19 protein-coding genes are annotated in these 17,161 nt (G+C 44.8%); 15 read left to right on the top strand and 4 right to left on the bottom strand.

What is annotated here, in order from left to right:
• The first annotated feature begins 6 nt into the window (after nt 1–6).
• The 5 genes from RKD52_RS19515 to RKD52_RS19495 all read left to right on the top strand — a co-directional run bounded on the left by RKD52_RS19515 (nt 7) and on the right by RKD52_RS19495 (nt 3,529).
• Entirely contained in the window at nt 7–339 is a 333-nt protein-coding gene (locus RKD52_RS19515; RefSeq protein ID WP_029285694.1) for a gas vesicle protein, read from the top strand.
• A 15-nt stretch (nt 340–354) separates the two neighbouring features.
• Nucleotides 355–1,104 carry a GvpT/GvpP family gas vesicle accessory protein gene (gene gvpT, locus RKD52_RS19510; protein WP_454101013.1) on the top strand — a complete coding sequence of 250 codons (750 nt, stop codon included), beginning with the start codon at nt 355–357 and terminating at the stop codon, nt 1,102–1,104.
• A gap of 28 nt (nt 1,105–1,132) precedes the next feature.
• Nucleotides 1,133–1,546, top strand: coding sequence for a gas vesicle accessory protein GvpU (gene gvpU / locus RKD52_RS19505; protein ID WP_454101012.1), 414 nt, complete (start codon nt 1,133–1,135; stop codon nt 1,544–1,546).
• A 313-nt stretch (nt 1,547–1,859) separates the two neighbouring features.
• Nucleotides 1,860–2,516: a 5-bromo-4-chloroindolyl phosphate hydrolysis family protein gene (locus RKD52_RS19500; protein ID WP_454101011.1), complete on the top strand. Its 657-nt coding sequence runs from the start codon at nt 1,860–1,862 to the stop codon at nt 2,514–2,516.
• Nucleotides 2,516–3,529, top strand: a complete 1,014-nt coding sequence (locus RKD52_RS19495; protein ID WP_454101010.1) for a toxic anion resistance protein — start codon at nt 2,516–2,518, stop codon at nt 3,527–3,529. The genes RKD52_RS19500 and RKD52_RS19495 overlap by 1 nt, the downstream gene beginning before the upstream one ends.
• A gap of 83 nt (nt 3,530–3,612) precedes the next feature.
• Here RKD52_RS19495 and RKD52_RS19490 read toward each other — a convergent pair whose 3' ends face one another.
• From RKD52_RS19490 to RKD52_RS19480, 3 genes are all read right to left on the bottom strand, one after another.
• The gene (locus RKD52_RS19490) at nt 3,613–4,002 is read right to left on the bottom strand and encodes a hypothetical protein (RefSeq protein ID WP_454101009.1); all 390 of its coding nucleotides are present in this window, start codon (nt 4,000–4,002) and stop codon (nt 3,613–3,615) included.
• 102 nt (nt 4,003–4,104) lie between these two features.
• Nucleotides 4,105–5,619, bottom strand: coding sequence for a UDP-N-acetylmuramoyl-L-alanyl-D-glutamate--2,6-diaminopimelate ligase (locus tag RKD52_RS19485; protein ID WP_454101008.1), 1,515 nt, complete (start codon nt 5,617–5,619; stop codon nt 4,105–4,107).
• A gap of 88 nt (nt 5,620–5,707) precedes the next feature.
• Nucleotides 5,708–6,670 (bottom strand): D-2-hydroxyacid dehydrogenase, encoded by a 963-nt coding sequence (locus tag RKD52_RS19480; RefSeq protein WP_454101007.1) that lies wholly within the window; start codon nt 6,668–6,670, stop codon nt 5,708–5,710.
• A 157-nt stretch (nt 6,671–6,827) separates the two neighbouring features.
• Between RKD52_RS19480 and RKD52_RS19475 the strand changes: the two genes are divergently transcribed.
• The 10 genes from RKD52_RS19475 (at nt 6,828) to nadE (ending at nt 14,945) form a co-directional block, all read left to right on the top strand.
• Complete coding sequence (locus tag RKD52_RS19475) at nt 6,828–7,121, top strand: hypothetical protein (RefSeq protein WP_454101006.1); 294 nt, start codon at nt 6,828–6,830, stop codon at nt 7,119–7,121.
• A 129-nt stretch (nt 7,122–7,250) separates the two neighbouring features.
• Nucleotides 7,251–8,594: a DUF6612 family protein gene (locus RKD52_RS19470; protein ID WP_454101005.1), complete on the top strand. Its 1,344-nt coding sequence runs from the start codon at nt 7,251–7,253 to the stop codon at nt 8,592–8,594.
• Between the two features lie 45 nt (nt 8,595–8,639).
• Nucleotides 8,640–8,870, top strand: a complete 231-nt coding sequence (locus RKD52_RS19465; protein ID WP_369735233.1) for an excisionase family DNA-binding protein — start codon at nt 8,640–8,642, stop codon at nt 8,868–8,870.
• 692 nt (nt 8,871–9,562) lie between these two features.
• The gene (locus tag RKD52_RS19460; protein WP_454101004.1) at nt 9,563–9,991 is read left to right on the top strand and encodes a YwqH-like family protein; all 429 of its coding nucleotides are present in this window, start codon (nt 9,563–9,565) and stop codon (nt 9,989–9,991) included.
• Nucleotides 9,992–10,252, top strand: coding sequence for a YwqI/YxiC family protein (locus RKD52_RS19455; RefSeq protein WP_454101003.1), 261 nt, complete (start codon nt 9,992–9,994; stop codon nt 10,250–10,252).
• A gap of 348 nt (nt 10,253–10,600) precedes the next feature.
• On the top strand, nt 10,601–11,374 hold the full coding sequence (locus RKD52_RS19450; protein WP_454101002.1) for an NUDIX hydrolase: 774 nt from the start codon (nt 10,601–10,603) through the stop codon (nt 11,372–11,374).
• Between the two features lie 54 nt (nt 11,375–11,428).
• A complete protein-coding gene (locus tag RKD52_RS19445; protein ID WP_454101001.1) occupies nt 11,429–11,977 on the top strand; it encodes a cysteine hydrolase family protein in 549 nt (182 codons plus the stop codon).
• A 16-nt stretch (nt 11,978–11,993) separates the two neighbouring features.
• On the top strand, nt 11,994–13,469 hold the full coding sequence (locus RKD52_RS19440) for a nicotinate phosphoribosyltransferase (RefSeq protein WP_454101000.1): 1,476 nt from the start codon (nt 11,994–11,996) through the stop codon (nt 13,467–13,469).
• Between the two features lie 27 nt (nt 13,470–13,496).
• Complete coding sequence (gene nadD, locus RKD52_RS19435) at nt 13,497–14,111, top strand: nicotinate (nicotinamide) nucleotide adenylyltransferase (RefSeq protein WP_454100999.1); 615 nt, start codon at nt 13,497–13,499, stop codon at nt 14,109–14,111.
• Between the two features lie 12 nt (nt 14,112–14,123).
• Nucleotides 14,124–14,945, top strand: coding sequence for an ammonia-dependent NAD(+) synthetase (gene nadE, locus RKD52_RS19430; RefSeq protein ID WP_454100998.1), 822 nt, complete (start codon nt 14,124–14,126; stop codon nt 14,943–14,945).
• Nucleotides 14,946–15,412: 467 nt separating this feature from the next.
• Here nadE and RKD52_RS19425 read toward each other — a convergent pair whose 3' ends face one another.
• The gene (locus RKD52_RS19425) at nt 15,413–17,083 is read right to left on the bottom strand and encodes a glutamine--tRNA ligase/YqeY domain fusion protein (protein WP_454100997.1); all 1,671 of its coding nucleotides are present in this window, start codon (nt 17,081–17,083) and stop codon (nt 15,413–15,415) included.
• Nucleotides 17,084–17,161 lie beyond the last annotated feature (78 nt).

Raw genomic sequence — 17,161 nt, 5'->3', positions numbered from 1 at the left:
CAAGCTATGGCAGTCCAAACGACTGGGCAATCGAGCTCAATTGTCGATGTGCTTGAAAAGATTTTAGACAAAGGAGTCGTCATCGCAGGTGATATTACCGTAGGAATCGCCGATGTCGAACTGCTTACCATCAAAATAAGACTGATTGTCGCTTCTGTCGATAAAGCGAAAGAAATCGGCATGGACTGGTGGGAGAACGATCCTTATCTCAGTTCCAAAGCGGAGAACAGCAACACTAAAGCGCTGGAAGAAGAAAACCGCAAACTGAACGAACGATTGGAGCTGCTTGAAAATCAGCTTGGCTCAAATCGTTTAAATACATCAAACCAACTAAAATAATCGGAGGGATTTACAATGGCAGAACAAAAATTAGACAATACACAGGCAGAAAGCAAGAAGGAAAATAAACAAACAGAAACGAATACACAGGAAAAATCATCAAGAAGAAGCATGCCGATTAAACGCACGGTTGCAGGAGGAATCCTAGGTGCGACAGTAGGCTACCTGGCAACACCTGAAAACGGAAAAAAACTATTATCCCAAATTGATACAGACGACTTAAAGAGCAAAGCAGCCGATTTTGGAAAAGCGGCAAAGGAAAAATCATTTAAAGGTGCATCAAGCTTAAAATCGTCTGCGGCTAATCTTTTCAAGAAGGATAAAAGCCAATCGGATGATACAGAACAGGATGAATCACCATCAGCCGAATCAACGACTGAAGACTATGAAGCATTAAAGCAGGAAAATCAGACGCTTCAGGAACGTCTGCAGCAGCTGGAGGAAAAAATGAACCAGCTGACTCAGACAAGCTCTGAAGTTGAAGAAGATGATGAAGAAGAAGAAGAGGAAGAACAAAGCAAGAATAAATCGGGCAAATCAAAAGCGGCATCAGAAGATGATTCTGAGGACGACGATGAAATCGAAGAAGACGAAGAAGAAGAGGAAATGATGGACGACGGCAAAAATGAAGTGAAAAAACCGAGAAAGCCAGCGCGCAAGAAAGCAAAAACGGCAAAAGCTTCAAAAGCGAAAGATGAAAAAGAAGAGGACGATGAAGAGTCAGAAGATACTTCTCTAAGCAGTGACGACGACACTTCATCATAAAACGGTGTGAAGAGGAGGAGATGTGGAAATGAGTACGGCAACAGCCTCATCCAAAGACAGTGTTCTTGAATTTTTTGTACAGGCTTCAAACAAGCACGGTTTTGCGCTTGATATTACGCTCAATGTGAACGGCGCTGTTGTTTCGGGCACGATGATCTCAGCGAAAGAGTATTTTGACACGCTGAGCGAAACGTTCGAAGATGGAAGCGAAGTCGCACAAAATCTGAGCGAGCAGTTATCCCGGGCAAGTGAATCCATTGAAGAAAACGGAAGCGGGGAAGCTCATTTCATTCACTTGAAAAACACGAAAGTGTACATCGGTGACAGCAAATCCACCCCTTCAAAAGGCCAGATCATCTGGCGCGGCAAGCTGAACGAAGTGAATGGATTCTTCCTCGGGAAAATATCAGATGCGAAGCCGGCAGCTAAAAAAGCGGAATAACGCAACACATGAAAACCGGAAGAGAATCTTCCGGTTTTTTCTGCTGTCTATTTTGCCCAAGGGGCTGATTTAAGCACGCTTGGAAATAGTTTTAATGGAACAGGATCCGCTAAAAGGACTTCTTTTTTTACCATAACTCCATCTAAGCCTCAAGTCTTACCTCCCGTACATTCACCGGCCAATAGAAAAATAGGCGGGGATGCTGTATAGTAAAAAGAAAGGCCTTTTTTTCCAGTTTACTGGCACAGGACTGAAACCCCGCATGTGCTACATACGTATAAACAGGCAGAATTTTTATGTTAGGAGTCGATTGATGATGAATCCGTTTGTGGCATTCAGTGTCCGGATGATGGCTGCGCTACCTGCTGCAGGGACAGCGGGAACAGTCAGCCTGATCGGATTTGATCAGCCCTTAATAGCAGCGGCCGCCTATTCGGTTGCAGGCGGAGCTTCCGCCTATTCAATTGCTTCTGTGACGATGAAGTCACGTTTTTTAAAGAAAAATGCTCTTACCCGCAAAGACTATAAATACATTAAAAAGCAGCTCGAGGAAGCAGCACCCAAGATGGCGCGCCTCCAGAAGACCCTTTTGACGATCAGGCATCTACCATCTTTAAAAGAGCGTGCAGAACTGGTCCGTGTAGCGAGAAGAATAGTTGCCCTGACAAAAAGAGAACCGCGCCGTTTTTATCAGGCGGAGAAGTTTTATTTTTCCCATCTGGATTCGGCCGTCCAGCTCAGTGAGAAATATGCCTTTTTATCGTCACAGCCAAAAAGAAATTTCGAGCTTGAAAAATCGCTGAATGAGACCCGCAGGACGCTCTCTGACTTAAAACGGCTGATTGAACAGGATCTCTTCAATATGGTTCAGGATGACCTGGATGATCTGAATCTTGAGATTGACGTTGCCAGGCACTCGATTCAATCTAACAAGGATAAAAAATCTCTTGATGAAAAGTGGAAAATGTAATGAATCACGACCTTTTTAAAGAGCGTGAAAACCTTCTCCAGGCTGAAGAAAACGAGAAGGTTCTTCACCTTGTCAATCAGCTCAGCCCAAGGAACCACGCCATGCTAGTATCATTCGGTCTCCCTGCTCAATCCAAGCTCCTTGCTTTTTCAAACACCATGCTTGATCAGGTGCAGCGCAAAGATATTGGACAGATCGGAGACACGCTGGATGAGTTCATTAAAAGCCTGAGTGATGTCAATCCGGAGGATCTCATGCAGGATGAGACCTCTTTTTTCGGCAGGCTGTTCGGCAGAAAAAAACGCTCTGTGCAGGAAGTGCTGTCTAGATTTCATAAAGCAGGCGTACAGATTGACCGAATCAGTGTCAGACTTGAACGCAGCAAAAACGTTCTTCTCTCAGATATCGTCATGCTCGACAGGCTCTATGAGACGAATAAGGAATATTTTCATTCTCTGAATACCTACATCGAAGCAGCAGAAATAAAACTTCGCGAATTGCACAACGAGACAATACCCGCCCTGAAAAAAGCAAATGAAGGCTATAACGACCCGATGAAGCGGCAGGAGGAAGAGGACCTGCTGCAATTTGCAGACCAGCTGGATCAAAGACTTTACGACCTGAAAGTCAGCAGAGAGCTTACCATTCAAAGTGCACCGCAGATCCGCATGATTCAACAAACAAACCAGAAGCTCGCAGAAAAAATTCAGTCATCCCTTATGACTGCCATTCCTCTTTGGAAAAACCAAGTAACTATAGCCCTTACACTGCTGAGGCAAAAACATGCTGCCGATGCCGGCAAAACAATGACCCGTTCTGCGAATGATCTTTTCCAAAAACAGACCTCCACGCTTGGGAGAAACCAGTTTGACCTGCAGACTTTGAAAGAAATACAGGAAAATCTGCAAATGGCCATCAAAGAAACACTTACCATTCACAAGGACGGGAAACATACACGGGAAGAAACCGAAGCAGCCTTACTGGACATAGAACAGAAAAAACTCCAGACATAAAAAACAGGAATCGGATGGTCCGATTCCTGTTTTTTATAACTTTTCGAGTTAGTGGAGATCACTACTAGCTCTTGCTTTTCTAATTAGAATCCATCCTCAGCCGCAAACGGTATATTCAATCTGTTTTCGACGGCTCTCAGGCGCTGGTTCAGACGGTTTAGTCTTCTTGTGTGGCGTTCGACAACCTGGTTCAGTCTTGTGACTTCCTGGTTTGTCTGGTTGAGTTCGCGGCGGAGGTTGCGGATCTCCTGATTCTGACGGTTTATTTCTCTGGACTGCTGCTCGTTTTGTCTTTCAAGCTGGTTAATTCTTCTTTCGAGTGACTGAAATTGCTGCGGCTGGCGGTCAGGGTCCAATTGATCCTGCTGAAACTGATCCTGCTGGAATTGAGGCTGATAGGGATTGTATTGATAGTTCATGTAATAGTCGGTTTGCTGAGGCACGTAGCCTTGATAAAAATGGTATGGGTTCATAGGTTGAAGTCTCCTTTATGGTAGTGAATCCTTCATTAGCCTATGCGGCTCTGCCCATGTTGACAGGGCGACTGCCCAATTGCACAGAAAAAAACCATGGGCTCAGGCTTCAAGCTCATGGCGTACTTCTGAATATGAATCGTAGTGGGACTGAATAATCTCTTCATCTGAGTGAGGGATTTCCATACCTTTGACGATTTGTGCTCCGTTGATGCAGCCGCTTGTGAGAAGGATAATATCGTCCGGTTCTCCAGCTGCAAGTGATGCTATAACGCCTTCTTTACGGGTAAGCGCTACTTTAATATTGGGTGATTTTGGTTCGGAAAATCCCTTCATCACCTGATCAATAATGACTTGCGGATCGTGATGTCCCGGGTGGTCAACAGTGACGATCACCTCATCCGCATGCCCTTCAATGGCAGCAGCCATTTTCGGCATTTTGTTGAAATCCCTGATGCCAATTCCTGCAATCATGACGATCAGACGGTTGTACTTCATTTTTTTGACCTCTTCCACAAGCCGTGTCAGTGCAACCGGCGTATGGGCATAGTCGAGAATGATTTTCCTGTTGTCTGGCCCTGTGATGACTTGGAAACGGCCTTCGGGGCTTTCGAGCATTGGAAGGACCTGAAGAATATCCGTTATTTTGTATCCGAAAAGCAGGGCAGTTCCAACGGCAGAAAGAGCATTGGCGATATTATAGGTGCCAAACACCGGCACAGCTGCATGGTGGCGCTGGCCCTTGTATATCAATGTGAACGAGCTGCCTATATCTGAAAACGATATGTCATCTGCGCACAAATCAGCTCCGCTATCCGGCACGAGACTGTATGTGATCTTCCGTCCCGGAAACGTCTCAGCAAGTTCTGCGCCCATTTCCATATCATCAATGTTGATGACGGCTGTTTTAGATTGTTTAAAAAGAGCAAGCTTGCACTTTTTATAATGATCCATCGTTTTATGGTACTCCAGGTGCTCTTCAGAAAAATTGGTGAGGATAGCTGCATCAAACTCCATGCCGTGAACCCTTTTCTGGTCTGTTGCTATGGAGGATACTTCCATCACCGCCGCTTTGTCTCCGAGCTCAAGGAGGTCATGGAAAATTTGGTGAAGATCGGTTGATTCAGGTGTAGTAGGCGTGCTTTTTTTATAAGAAAGCTTATGGGTTGAAGCCCATATGCCTGTTGTTCCTATCGAACCGGCAGGAAGACCGAGCAAAGTCAGCAATGAGCGGACATAGGCAGCAACTGTTGTTTTTCCATTTGTTCCTGTAACTCCGACGGTTTTCAGTTTTTCGTCTGAAAAGCCATAAAACATCTTTGCAAACTGTGCCATCGTCTCGCGGACATTGTCTGAAAGTAGAAAGGTATGCTCCGGGTATTTTCTGCTCAGCAATTCAAGCTTTTCACGGCTTGTTCCGACTACAGCTGAAGCACCTCGCTCGATGGCCTCATCGATATATTGGTGCCCGTCATGCTCGCCGCCGACAATGCTGAAGAAAAGTCCCCCGGGCTTGACTTGCTTAGAGTGAAAGGACAGGCTTGTGATTTCCTGTGAGGCTTGTCCGAAAATCTGTTTAAACGCCACGTTTTCCAGATCATTAAACTGTATGTTCATGTAGGTTCCTCATTTATGATTCCAGATTTGTATTCGTTTATTTATTTTCCAATACAAGCGCTCTTCCTATACTTAAAATTTCCGGCTGTCAGTATCCTTTTTTGTAATCGACTAAATTAACAGAAGGGACGCGATCTGACAGGTAGGTTTTCAAGTTTGGAATCAGGATGTTCTCTGTAAGGCGCTCGTTGTAAAACTCCGTTGATCCGGAGGTGTGGGGGGTGATAATGACATTCTCAAACTCCCACAATGGACTTTTTACCCCGAGCGGCTCGTGTTCAAACACATCAAGACCTGCTCCTGCAATTTCATTCTCCTCAAGAGCCCGTATAAGCGCTGCTTCCTCAACCACTTCACCGCGGCCGATATTGATGAAGTAAGCAGAAGGCTTCATCCGTTTAAATTGTTCGTATGTAAAAAGGCGTTCTGTTTCCGGCGTCAGCGGCACGGTCACAGCTACATAATCACATCTTGGCAGAATGGTGTTGAGGTCAACTTGAGTGTACATCTCATCTACAAAATCTGCGGGTTTGCCTGAATGCCGCACGCCAAGAACAGTCATTCCAAAAGCTTTTGCAATCTTGGCTGTTTCCTGCCCGATTGCGCCAACTCCAATCACACCAAGTGTTTTGCCGTGTATTTCAAGCTTCATGTTCTCATGGTGCCATTTTTTTTCGCTTTGATTGCGTACGTAGGCATGAATTTTCCTTGTTAATCCGAGCATAAGAGCGAAAATGGTTTCGGAAATGGGGTTTGCATGGACGCCGTTTGCGCTTGTAAGCAGCACTTCCTTCTTTTCCAAAGCTTGAAGCGGCATGCTGTTGACACCGGCGCTCCATGACTGTACCCAGCGCAATTTGGATGATTCATGGAGGCACGTTTCCTCCATTCCTTTTTTCCAGCCGGCAATAATCTCAGCGTCAGCGAGATGAGTCCTCCAAACAGACTCATCCCGTCCGGCAATTACCTCCCAGCCTGAAGCAAGCTCCCTGATTTCATTTAGATGGTTCTCCTGCAAATCTTGTGTGATAATCATTTTTCTTTTAGACATCGTCATTCCTCCCTCTCTCAATAGATTTATCTTAACAGAATTTTTTGTTTTTTATTTCTTGCTTTTCTCGTTAGGAATGTGAAAAACTGGGTAAATAAACCTGTAGATATATGCTTAGCGGTATCGAACTATTTTTCAAGGGGTGGACTTGCCTGCTATGAAAATTCTTCAAGAACGGTTTTACCCGAGTGCCAGAAGGGTTTTGGCGCTTGCAGGGGAAAAGGAAGATGCCCCGGAGTACCTTGTCGGCTATGATGTAGATGGGAATCAGGTGTTTCACGTCCAAAGTCCTGAAGGCTACTCGTTTCTTTATTTATGTTCTCATACGACGGCAGAAGCGGCTGTCGTATGCGGATATAAGGAGGCAGATGCCTACGGATGCTGGCCGGACTATTATTTTGCAGTGGATCATGAAAGCGGAAAGCTCAACCGGATCTGCAAGGCGAGATAATGATGAACCCCGCTGCTTAAGGTGAGGTTCTTTTTTTTGGAAAAAAATAGTTTGATTATCAGGAAATAAGTGTAAATACTTATTAGTTCACATGGTAAAAAGGAATCTATAAATACTGGGAGGATTGACATGAAAAGAATGAAAGGGTGGCTGATTGCTGCAGGGATGGCACTATTGCTTGCAGCTTGCGGTGGGAAAACCGCAGAAGAAGCGTCTTCTGATATGGAAAAAGCATATAAAGACGTAAAAACGATGGAAATAAAATTTAATGAAAAAGCAGTCTCACCTGATGACTACGACTTAAAAGGAACCATGCAGCTTGATCTTGAAAACGATCTTTCCTATTCGGAATATGACGATGAGGGAAAAATCACTAAAATCTCGACTGGCAAAGAGGGAGTCACCTATGATGACGGCACAAAAACAGAAGTGCTTGAAGGAAGACTCAGCGATTATATGCTGTTTGTAGAGCAGTATGAGTTTGAGCTGCACAAAAACCCAATTGCCTTCTATGAAAAATTCGATTCGGATTTTCAGGAAAAATTGAAGCTCCAAGAAACAGACAGTGAATACATCCTTACATATGAAGGCTCATCAGAAGAAGCACAGGAACTGATGCGTGACTTGACGGAGAATTACTATAATGGACTTCAAAAAGCGGCCGGCATTTCGGAGGTGGATCTTTCTTCCATTAAAGGAAAGGGCTTTGAGTACAAGGTGACTGTTGATAAAAAAACGTCTCTTGTAAAAGAGCTTGTACGAAATCACAAATACTCGCTTGAAATAAACGGAAAAAAGCAGGAGCAGGACGTGAGCAAAACACACGCGTATTCCTATGATACGGTTGACAGCATCCCAACGATAACGGCTGAGGCTAAACCGGAAGCAACGCCTGAACAGGAAGCTTCGGCTCAGGAAGCAGCCAAATATGTCGATGCACTAATCCAGGCGACGGTTTATCAGAATACAGACGAATTTATGAAACGTCATCCTGAGGCACCTGAGCAGGAAGCAGTGAAAAAAAGGGGAGACTTCCAGAAGTCTGCCTTCGTAGAAATCTATAAATCCAATACGGCGAATAACTTTCAAGGATTGCCGACTGCTGTTTCGGAGGACCAAATCAATCTCTACACAGAAGGATTCCTGGCGGCAATCAAGCAAACCAAATATAAGGTGAATGGTGCAGTCTATAATCCAGACACCGACTCTTATACGGTTGACCTTGAAATCCAGGGCTTCAGTGAAAACCGTCTCCTCGCAGAAGCTGTGCAGCCGGTCATGCAAAAGCAGCAGAACGGCGAGCTGACAAACGAAGAATTTGTTGATGAGCTGATAACTGCATCAGCGAATCGCTTCAAAGGGGCGGTACCGCTTGAGCCGCCTGTGAAGGCATCTGTTAACGTGATTAAAAACGGTGAGGGCCATTACGAGGTCCTTTTGCAGGATGAATACCTCCTTTCTTTTGTTCAGTAATCTTACTATAATAGGGGTTATCTGAAAGAGAGGGCGGAAAATCACATGTACCTGACGATAAAAGAAACCGCAGAGCACCTGTCCATGCCTGAAAACTACATCGAAGCGCTGATACTTCAGAAAAAAATCAGAGCCGTGCATGACGGCGAGCAGTACCTGATCAATAAAGACCAGTTCACCACCCATCTCGAGCAGATGGAAACCTACAAAGAACAGCTTGAGGAGTGGCTCAGCAAGCCGATCCCTGAAGACATTGACATCAAGGATGAAGACTAGGAAATGCATACTGTGCATTTCTTTTTTTATAGAGAAGGGCTGAGTTAGCGGCAGAAACGCTTCACCCGGAAGTGCTAATTTAACAGCAGAAACGGAGAAGCGGGCATTGTTGAAAGTGTTCTTAACTTGATTTAACAGCAGAAACGGAGAAGCACGCTTAGCTGAAAGTGTTCTTAACTTGGGTTAACAGCAGAAACAGAGAAGCGCGCTTAGCTGAAAGTGTTCTTAACTTGAGTTAACAGCAGAAACGGAGAAGCGCGCTTAGCTGAAAGTGTTCTTAACTTAAGTTAACAGCAGAAACGGAGAAGCGCGCTTAGCTGAAAGTGTTCTTAACTTGAGTTAACAGCAGAAACGGAGAAGCGCGCTTGGCTGAAAGTGTTCTTAACTTGAGTTAACAGCAGAAACGGAGAAGCGCGCTTAGCTGAAAGTGTTCTTAACTTGGGTTAACAGCATAAACGGAGAAGCACGGTTAGCTGAAAATGTTCTTAACTTGAGTTAACAGCAGAAACAGAGAAGCGGGCATTGTTGAAAGTGTTCTTAACTTGGGTTAGCGGCACAAACTCAGGAAAGCTCTTCGCCGAAAGTGCGAGATAACCTTGGAAGGAAGGCTGATAGTCCTATTCAACGATGCTACTATCTGCCTTATACTATAAAATATGGAAATAATCTTTCACTAATTAGAGGTGATCAACTTGAACTATTCAGAAATGCTGAATCAAATTCACGGTGTCATATCCTATCAAATGTCAGAACTGAACGGCCAGATCAGCCGTCTGGAGCGTGCCAGGCAGCAGATTGAACGGGAACAGTCAGCATGTCTTAGTGAGATGAGAAAGATTTTGGATCCTGAGCAGGACCAGCTGTGGAAAGGTTTAAGGGCTGAGGATTTTCATGATGATCGGAACCAGGCCTATGAAATCATGAGGAACATTGCAGAATACGATTATGATGAATATAAAGGAAGCATACAAGATCGAATCGACGGGCTGAATTTTCAGCTGAATATGCTCAGCGCAGCAAGCGGGCTTGCAAACGAGGCGGACAAGCTGTTGGCCATTGGCGATGATGCATTGGACGAGATCGGCAGCAAAATAAACGACTTGCAAAGGCGGCTGTTTTAAATGACCCAGATTAAACTGAATCATGCAGAGATGATTGGAAAACTGAATGAAGTCCGGCGGGCGCTTGAAGCCCTGACCCTGGACGTACCTGGAGAAGCGGGCGAAAATAAGCTGGACTTTACGCAGAAATGGCTGGAACGTGAAGCGGCTCTTCATCAATTTGTCGCTCAATATACTGCTGTCGTTCAGAAAAATCTTGAAGACACCCGCGCCAATTTGGATACGCTCAAAGAACAGGACGAAGCTATTGTCCGAAGGTAACTTTTGTAGTTTGGATGAAGATGCTACCCTATAAATTGGAAGTGCAGAATTATAGGGTACCAAAAAGGCAAAATGCAACCCTATAAATTAGCGATGAAAAAATATAGGATAGCAAAAAGACAAAATGCATCCCTGTAACGGCACAGAAACACAGGGTAACAATAACCAACACCTGCGCCATCAGATCATTCCCCTTCTAAATACACATTCCCAAAACCTTGAATCCAATCGTCTTCAAGGTTTTTTCATTTTCCGCACATAATCCGTTGACACATTCCGAAGAATAGAGTATAAATAAATTAACAATTAACAACTTGTTAATTATAAAAACCGAAGGAGTATGTATAGATGTCCAATGATGAAGCTCTAAAGAAGTATGATCTAAAAAAATACAGAACTCCTGACGGGTATACGTCCGATATTTGTGTGTTTACGATTGTGTCTGAGTTTGACGGGGAGTACAAACCGCCTCTGATGGATCTGAAGCTGATGATGATTCAGCGTGCTGCACTTGATGCAGAGGGAAATCCGAATATTGAGGCGAGCAAATGGGCGCTTCCTGGAGGGTTTGTTCAGGAGGATGAGTCGGCGTTTGAAGCAGCCAAGCGGGAGCTGGAGGAAGAAACGAGTGTTTCCGGGGTGCATGTGAAGCATTTCGGCGTGTATGATCAGCCTGGGCGCGATCCGCGCGGATGGATTATCTCGAATGCCCATTATGCGATTGTGCCTGAGCATTCCCTCTCATTGAGAAAAGCGCAGGATGATGCGGCCGAGGTTGAGCTGTTTTCTGTGAAAGAAGTGCTGAAGCTCGACTTGGCCTTTGATCACCGGACAATTATTGAGGATGCGATCAAAGTCATTACAAACGATCTGCTGCAGACGACTGTGGCGAAGAATTTTCTTCCTGAATTTTTTACTTATTCGGAGCTGCAGGCAGTGCTTAAAACGGTCACGAATGATCCGGCGATTGTAAGCGAGCAGTCCTTTTCGCGGAAAATTAAAACCCTGCCGTTTATTAAAGAGGCAGAGGGGAAGACTTCGAGAACATCAAAAAAGCCTACACAGCTTTATACATTTGTTGAAATGGATGTTGTGAAACCGATTTATACAGCACGTTACTAGACTTGATAATTAACAATTCATTAAGTGTTAAATACTATAGGGGAGTGGACTTTAATGAAAAGAGCGTTAATTAACATTGACTATACGGTGGATTTTGTAGCGGATGACGGGGCTTTAACTTGCGGAAAGCCGGGTCAGGCAATAGAAGAGGAGATCGTAAACGTAACGAAAGACTTTCTTGAAGCGGGTGATCTGATCGTTTTCGCCATTGATATGCATGAAAAAAATGATCCTTTTCATCCTGAGACAGCTTTGTTTCCCCCTCACAACTTAAAAGGAACAGACGGCCGCAGGCTTTTTGGAAAGCTTGAAGCCATTTATGAACAGAATAAAGCGCAAAGTCATGTACAATGGATGGATAAAACAAGGTACAGCGCGTTTGCAGGGACGGATCTTGAGCTCAAGCTTCGCGCAAGAGGGATAACAGAGGTTCATCTGGTTGGGGTTTGTACAGATATTTGTGTGCTGCATACAGCTGTAGATGCTTACAATAAAGGGTTCAGCATAACGGTTTATGAAAAAGCAACGGCAAGTTTTAATCAGGACGGGCATGCGTGGGCGCTTTCTCATTTTAAACATAGCCTGAATGCGAAGGTTGAATAGATAGATGGAGGTTCCAATGATGAAATACACAGATGACAGCTTGATGCTTCATACAGATCTTTACCAGATTAATATGGCGGAAACCTACTGGGAAGACAAGATGCACAACCGCAGGGCGGTGTTTGAGGTTTTTTTCAGAAAGCTGCCTTTCAGCAACGGCTACGGGGTTTTTGCAGGTCTTGAGCGGATTGTGGAATACTTGCAGCACTTTTCTTTTACGGAAAGTGATATTGAATATCTTCGTGATGAGCTTGGTTATAGAGAAGACTATTTGGAGTATCTAAAGGGAGTGCGTTTCACTGGCAATGTAAGGTCGATGGTTGAAGGAGAGCTTGTTTTTGCCAATGAACCGATTCTCCGGATCGAAGCGCCGCTTGCTGAAGCACAGCTTGTGGAAACAGCGCTGCTGAACATTGTGAATTACCAAACATTGATTGCGACAAAAGCTTCGCGCATTAAGCATGTGGTCGGGGAGCAGAGTGCAATGGAGTTCGGAACGCGCCGGGCTCATGAGATGGATGCAGCCATCTGGGGAACGCGCGCTGCCTACATTGGCGGATTTGATGCTACATCAAACGTCCGTGCAGGGAAAATGTTCGGCATTCCGGTTGCAGGCACGCACGCTCATGCTCTGGTGCAGGCATACCGCGATGAATATACAGCTTTTCATAAATATGCGCGCCGCCATAAGGATTGCGTGTTCCTTGTAGATACGTACGATACGCTGAAATCAGGTGTGCCGACTGCAATTAAGGTTGCAAAAGAGCTTGGCGATAAAATCAATTTTAAAGGGATTCGACTAGACAGCGGGGATCTCGCCTACCTCTCGAAAAAAGCAAGAAAAATGCTGGATGAGGCAGGATTCACTGAAACGAAGATCATTGCTTCAAACGACCTTGATGAAAATACAATTATTAACCTGAAGTCACAGGGGGCAAGAATTGATTCATGGGGAATCGGCACGAAGCTGATTACCGCTTACGATCAGGCTGCTCTCGGTGCTGTCTATAAACTTGTTTCAATTGAAGATGAAAATGGCAAGATGCAGGATACGATTAAGATCAGCGGAAATCCGGAAAAAGTAACAACACCCGGCATTAAGAAGGTCTACCGGATCATCAATACCCTGAACCATAAATCAGAAGGGGACTACATTGCCCTTGAGGATGAAAATCCAGGGTCTGAAAAGCGCCTGAAAATGTTCCATCCGGTTCACACGTTTGTCAGCAAGTTTGTGACAAATTTTGAAGCAAAGGATCTTCATCAGGATATTTTCAAAGATGGAAAGCTTGTATATGAGCTGCCTGAGCTACAGGAAATTCAGCAATATGCGGCAGACAACATGGATGTGCTCTGGGATGAGTACAAGCGGACGATGCACCCGGAGGAGTATCCGGTTGATTTGAGCGAAGCTTGCTGGGAGAACAAAATGAGAAACATCGAGGAAGTAAAAACAAAGGTTAAAGAAATGATTGAAGAGGGAAACAACTAAACATAAGCTTGATGGGAGAGAAGCAAAATGGGGAAGATCGGAATTTACGGGTCATCTTTTGATCCGGTAACAAATGTTCATTTGTGGACAGCAAGTACAGTAGCACACCGCTGCAGGCTGGATAAGGTCATTTTCCTGCCGTGTTCGGGAAAAAGGAAAGACAAAGCAATGAAAACGTCCGATCTTCACCGCTGGAATATGCTTCAGCTTGCACTTGAAGGAAATGATAAGTTCCTCGCCGATGATTATGAGATTAATCAGGAGGCCTGGAATGTATACACGTACTACACACTTGAGCACTTTAAGAAGAAGTACCCGAACGATGAGATTTATTTTATTATGGGTGCCGATTTGCTTGTGGATATTGCGGACGGCAAGTGGAAGTACGATCAGGAACTGGTCGCGAGCAATAAATTCATCGTCATGGCAAGGGAAGGCATGGATATGCTGCGGACGATTTCCCGCTCGCCGCTTCTCAGAAACCATGATGACGGGTCCACTTTTCACCTGATTGATAAGGGGCTTGCTATGGAAATCAGTTCTACATACATCAGAGATGAGTTTTCAAAAGGCGGAGAGCCGCGCTATTTGCTGCCTGATGCCTGTTACGAATACATCAAAAATCATTCTTTATATCATTAGGAGGCAATGAAGATGAGCATGCAGGAAAAAATTAGAAATGACTTGAATGTTAAACCTGAAATTGATCCGAAGGCCGAAATCAGAGAACGCATTGACTTTTTAAAGGCTTATGTCAAAAAAGCGCATGCTAAAGGATTCGTCCTTGGCATAAGCGGCGGACAGGATTCTACGCTTGCAGGACGACTTGCGCAGCTTGCGGTGGAAGAATTGAGAGAAGAAGGCATGAAAGAGGCGAAGTTTATTGCTGTCAGACTGCCTCATGGTGTGCAGCACGATGAAGATGATGCACAGTTTGCCCTTGCGTTTATTAAGCCGGATCATTCCGTCACATTTGACATTAAATCAACGGTCGAATCTTTTGAGAATCAGTACGCTCAGGCAGCTGATGACAAGCTGAGCGACTTTAACAAAGGGAATGTGAAAGCGAGAACGCGCATGATTACACAGTACGCAATCGCCGGACAGGAAGGATTGCTTGTCATTGGAACCGATCATGCAGCCGAAGCTGTAACAGGTTTCTTTACAAAATACGGAGATGGCGGCGCCGATCTGCTTCCGCTTGCCGGTTTGTCCAAACGTCAGGGCAGAAGTCTGCTTAAGGAGCTTGGAGCTGATGAAAGGCTGTATCTGAAGGTGCCGACAGCCGACCTGCTAGATAATAAACCGCAGCAGGCAGATGAGACAGAGCTCGGAATTACGTATGATGAGCTGGATGATTACCTTGAAGGAAAACCGGTATCAGAAGAAGTCGCGTCTAAAGTAGAGAAGCGCTATCTGATCACCGAACACAAGCGCCAGCTGCCTGCAAGCAAGTTTGACGGATGGTGGAAATAAGCAGCAGACACTAAGAAAGCAGCCGGAGGGTTTCCGGCTGCTTTCTACATGTGGCAGGGCATTCTGGAATCCCCGCGCTCAATACAGCTATTTCATTATTTTTTCACCCGGTGGCTGACGGCTTGTAAAATGAACTGTTTTTCCTTCGCGCTGAGCATTCTCCAGCTCCCTGCCTTGATCTTCATATCTCACGTTCCTCCTTTCGAATAAATATGTATTTGGACATTCGCTTATTTTCTTTGTTAGTACGTTTATACCGCATTCCGAAATATGTAAAACCACACAATGTTCATCAAAGTTCGGGGCGCTGATGGGGAAATGGGAAGAATCTCAGGTGTATTCGACTTCACTTCTCATGAAACGACAGATTTTAACATAGACCGCTGACGAAAGATGAAGAAATGTTTTGAATAAAAATAGGAAAAAGACCTGATTTCAGCTGGTGAAATCAGGTCTTTTCAGGTTTATTATAATTTAAACGAACTCTTAAGCGATACGATTCTGTTGAAGACCGCTTTTTCGGGAGTCGAGTTTTTAGGGTCAACATTAAAGTACCCGTGTCTGAAAAACTGGAATTTGTCGTGTGCCTTTACATCTTTCATGTTTGGCTCGACAAAGCCTTGAGCCACTTCCAGTGAGTTTTCATTGACGAAATCGAGGAATGTTTTTTCCTCTGCTTCTTCTTCGCTTTTTTCTGCTTCAAGGTCTGCATCGCGTATTAGCGGCTCGTACAGGCGGAACTCTGCAGGAACGGCCTGCGATGCTTCCACCCAGTGAATGGTGCCTTTTACTTTTCGGCCTGTAAAGCCGGTGCCGCTCTTTGTTTCCGGATCATATGTGCAGCGCAGCTCAATGACCTGGCCGTTTTCATCTTTGATGACTTCTTCACATTTGATGAAGTAAGCATGCTTCAGGCGAACTTCGTTGCCAGGGAAAAGGCGGAAATATTTTTTCGGAGGATCTTCCATGAAATCGTCCTGTTCGATGTAGATTTCACGTCCGAATGGAATTTGGCGTGAGCCCATTTCAGGTACTTCCGGATTGATTTCTGCATCAAGCATTTCCGTTTGTCCTTCAGGATAGTTTGTGATCACGACTTTAAGAGGCTTGAGCACGCCCATTGTGCGCGGTGCTTTCAGCTTCAGGTCCTCGCGAACATAATATTCAAGCATCGCCTCATCAACCGCACCGTACCCTTTTGATACGCCTGTTTCTCTTACAAAATTGCGGATGGCATCAGCCGTGTAGCCTTTTCTTCTTAGACCGGATACAGTCGGCATGCGCGGGTCATCCCAGCCGTCTACAAAACCTTCATCAACAAGCTGTTTCAGTTTGCGCTTGCTCATGACCGTATTTGTGATATTCAGGCGACCAAACTCGATTTGCTGCGGTTTCGTTTCCATTTCACATTCTTCAACAACCCAGTTATAGAGAGGGCGATGGTCTTCAAACTCGGTTGTGCAGATGGAATGAGTAACGCCTTCAATCGCATCTTCCAGAGGATGGGCAAAGTCATACATCGGATAGATGCACCAAGCATCACCTGTGTTATGGTGAACAGCGTGAGAAACGCGGTAGATGACCGGGTCGCGCATGTTCATGTTCGGCGAAGACATGTCAATCTTAGCGCGCAGCACTTTGGTTCCTGTTTCGAATTCGCCGCCTCGCATCTTCTCAAACAGCTCAAGATTCTCTTCTACTGAACGGCTGCGGTATGGGCTGTCTTTTCCCGGCTCAGTAAGTGTGCCGCGGTATTCGCGGATTTCATCAGGCGTCAGATCATCCACATAAGCTTTTCCTTTTTTAATAAGCAGAACCGCACGATTGTACATTTCTTCAAAGTAGTTGGATGCGAAATGAAGCTCGTCCCATTCATACCCCAGCCATTTTACATCCTCTTTAATGGAATCAACGTATTCCTGATCTTCTTTGAGAGGGTTCGTGTCATCAAAACGGAGATTTGTTCTGCCGCCGAAATCATCGGCAAGTTCGAAATTAATAAGGATCGATTTTGCATGTCCGATATGAAGATAGCCGTTTGGCTCAGGAGGGAAGCGTGTGATGACAGTCGAATGCTTGCCGCTTTCCAGATCTTCTTTCATAATATTTTTAATAAAATTTGACGAGTTATTTTCCAAAATGTATCGTCCTTTCTTCTATGTAACCTTCATTATATCCATAAATCATCAGTTCATTTTACAATTATAAGTTTCCCG

Source organism: Metabacillus sp. SLBN-84, from assembly GCF_053629595.1.
The sequence above is the reverse complement of the archived record's forward strand: the minus strand, read 5'-3'. Positions and strand labels throughout refer to the sequence as shown.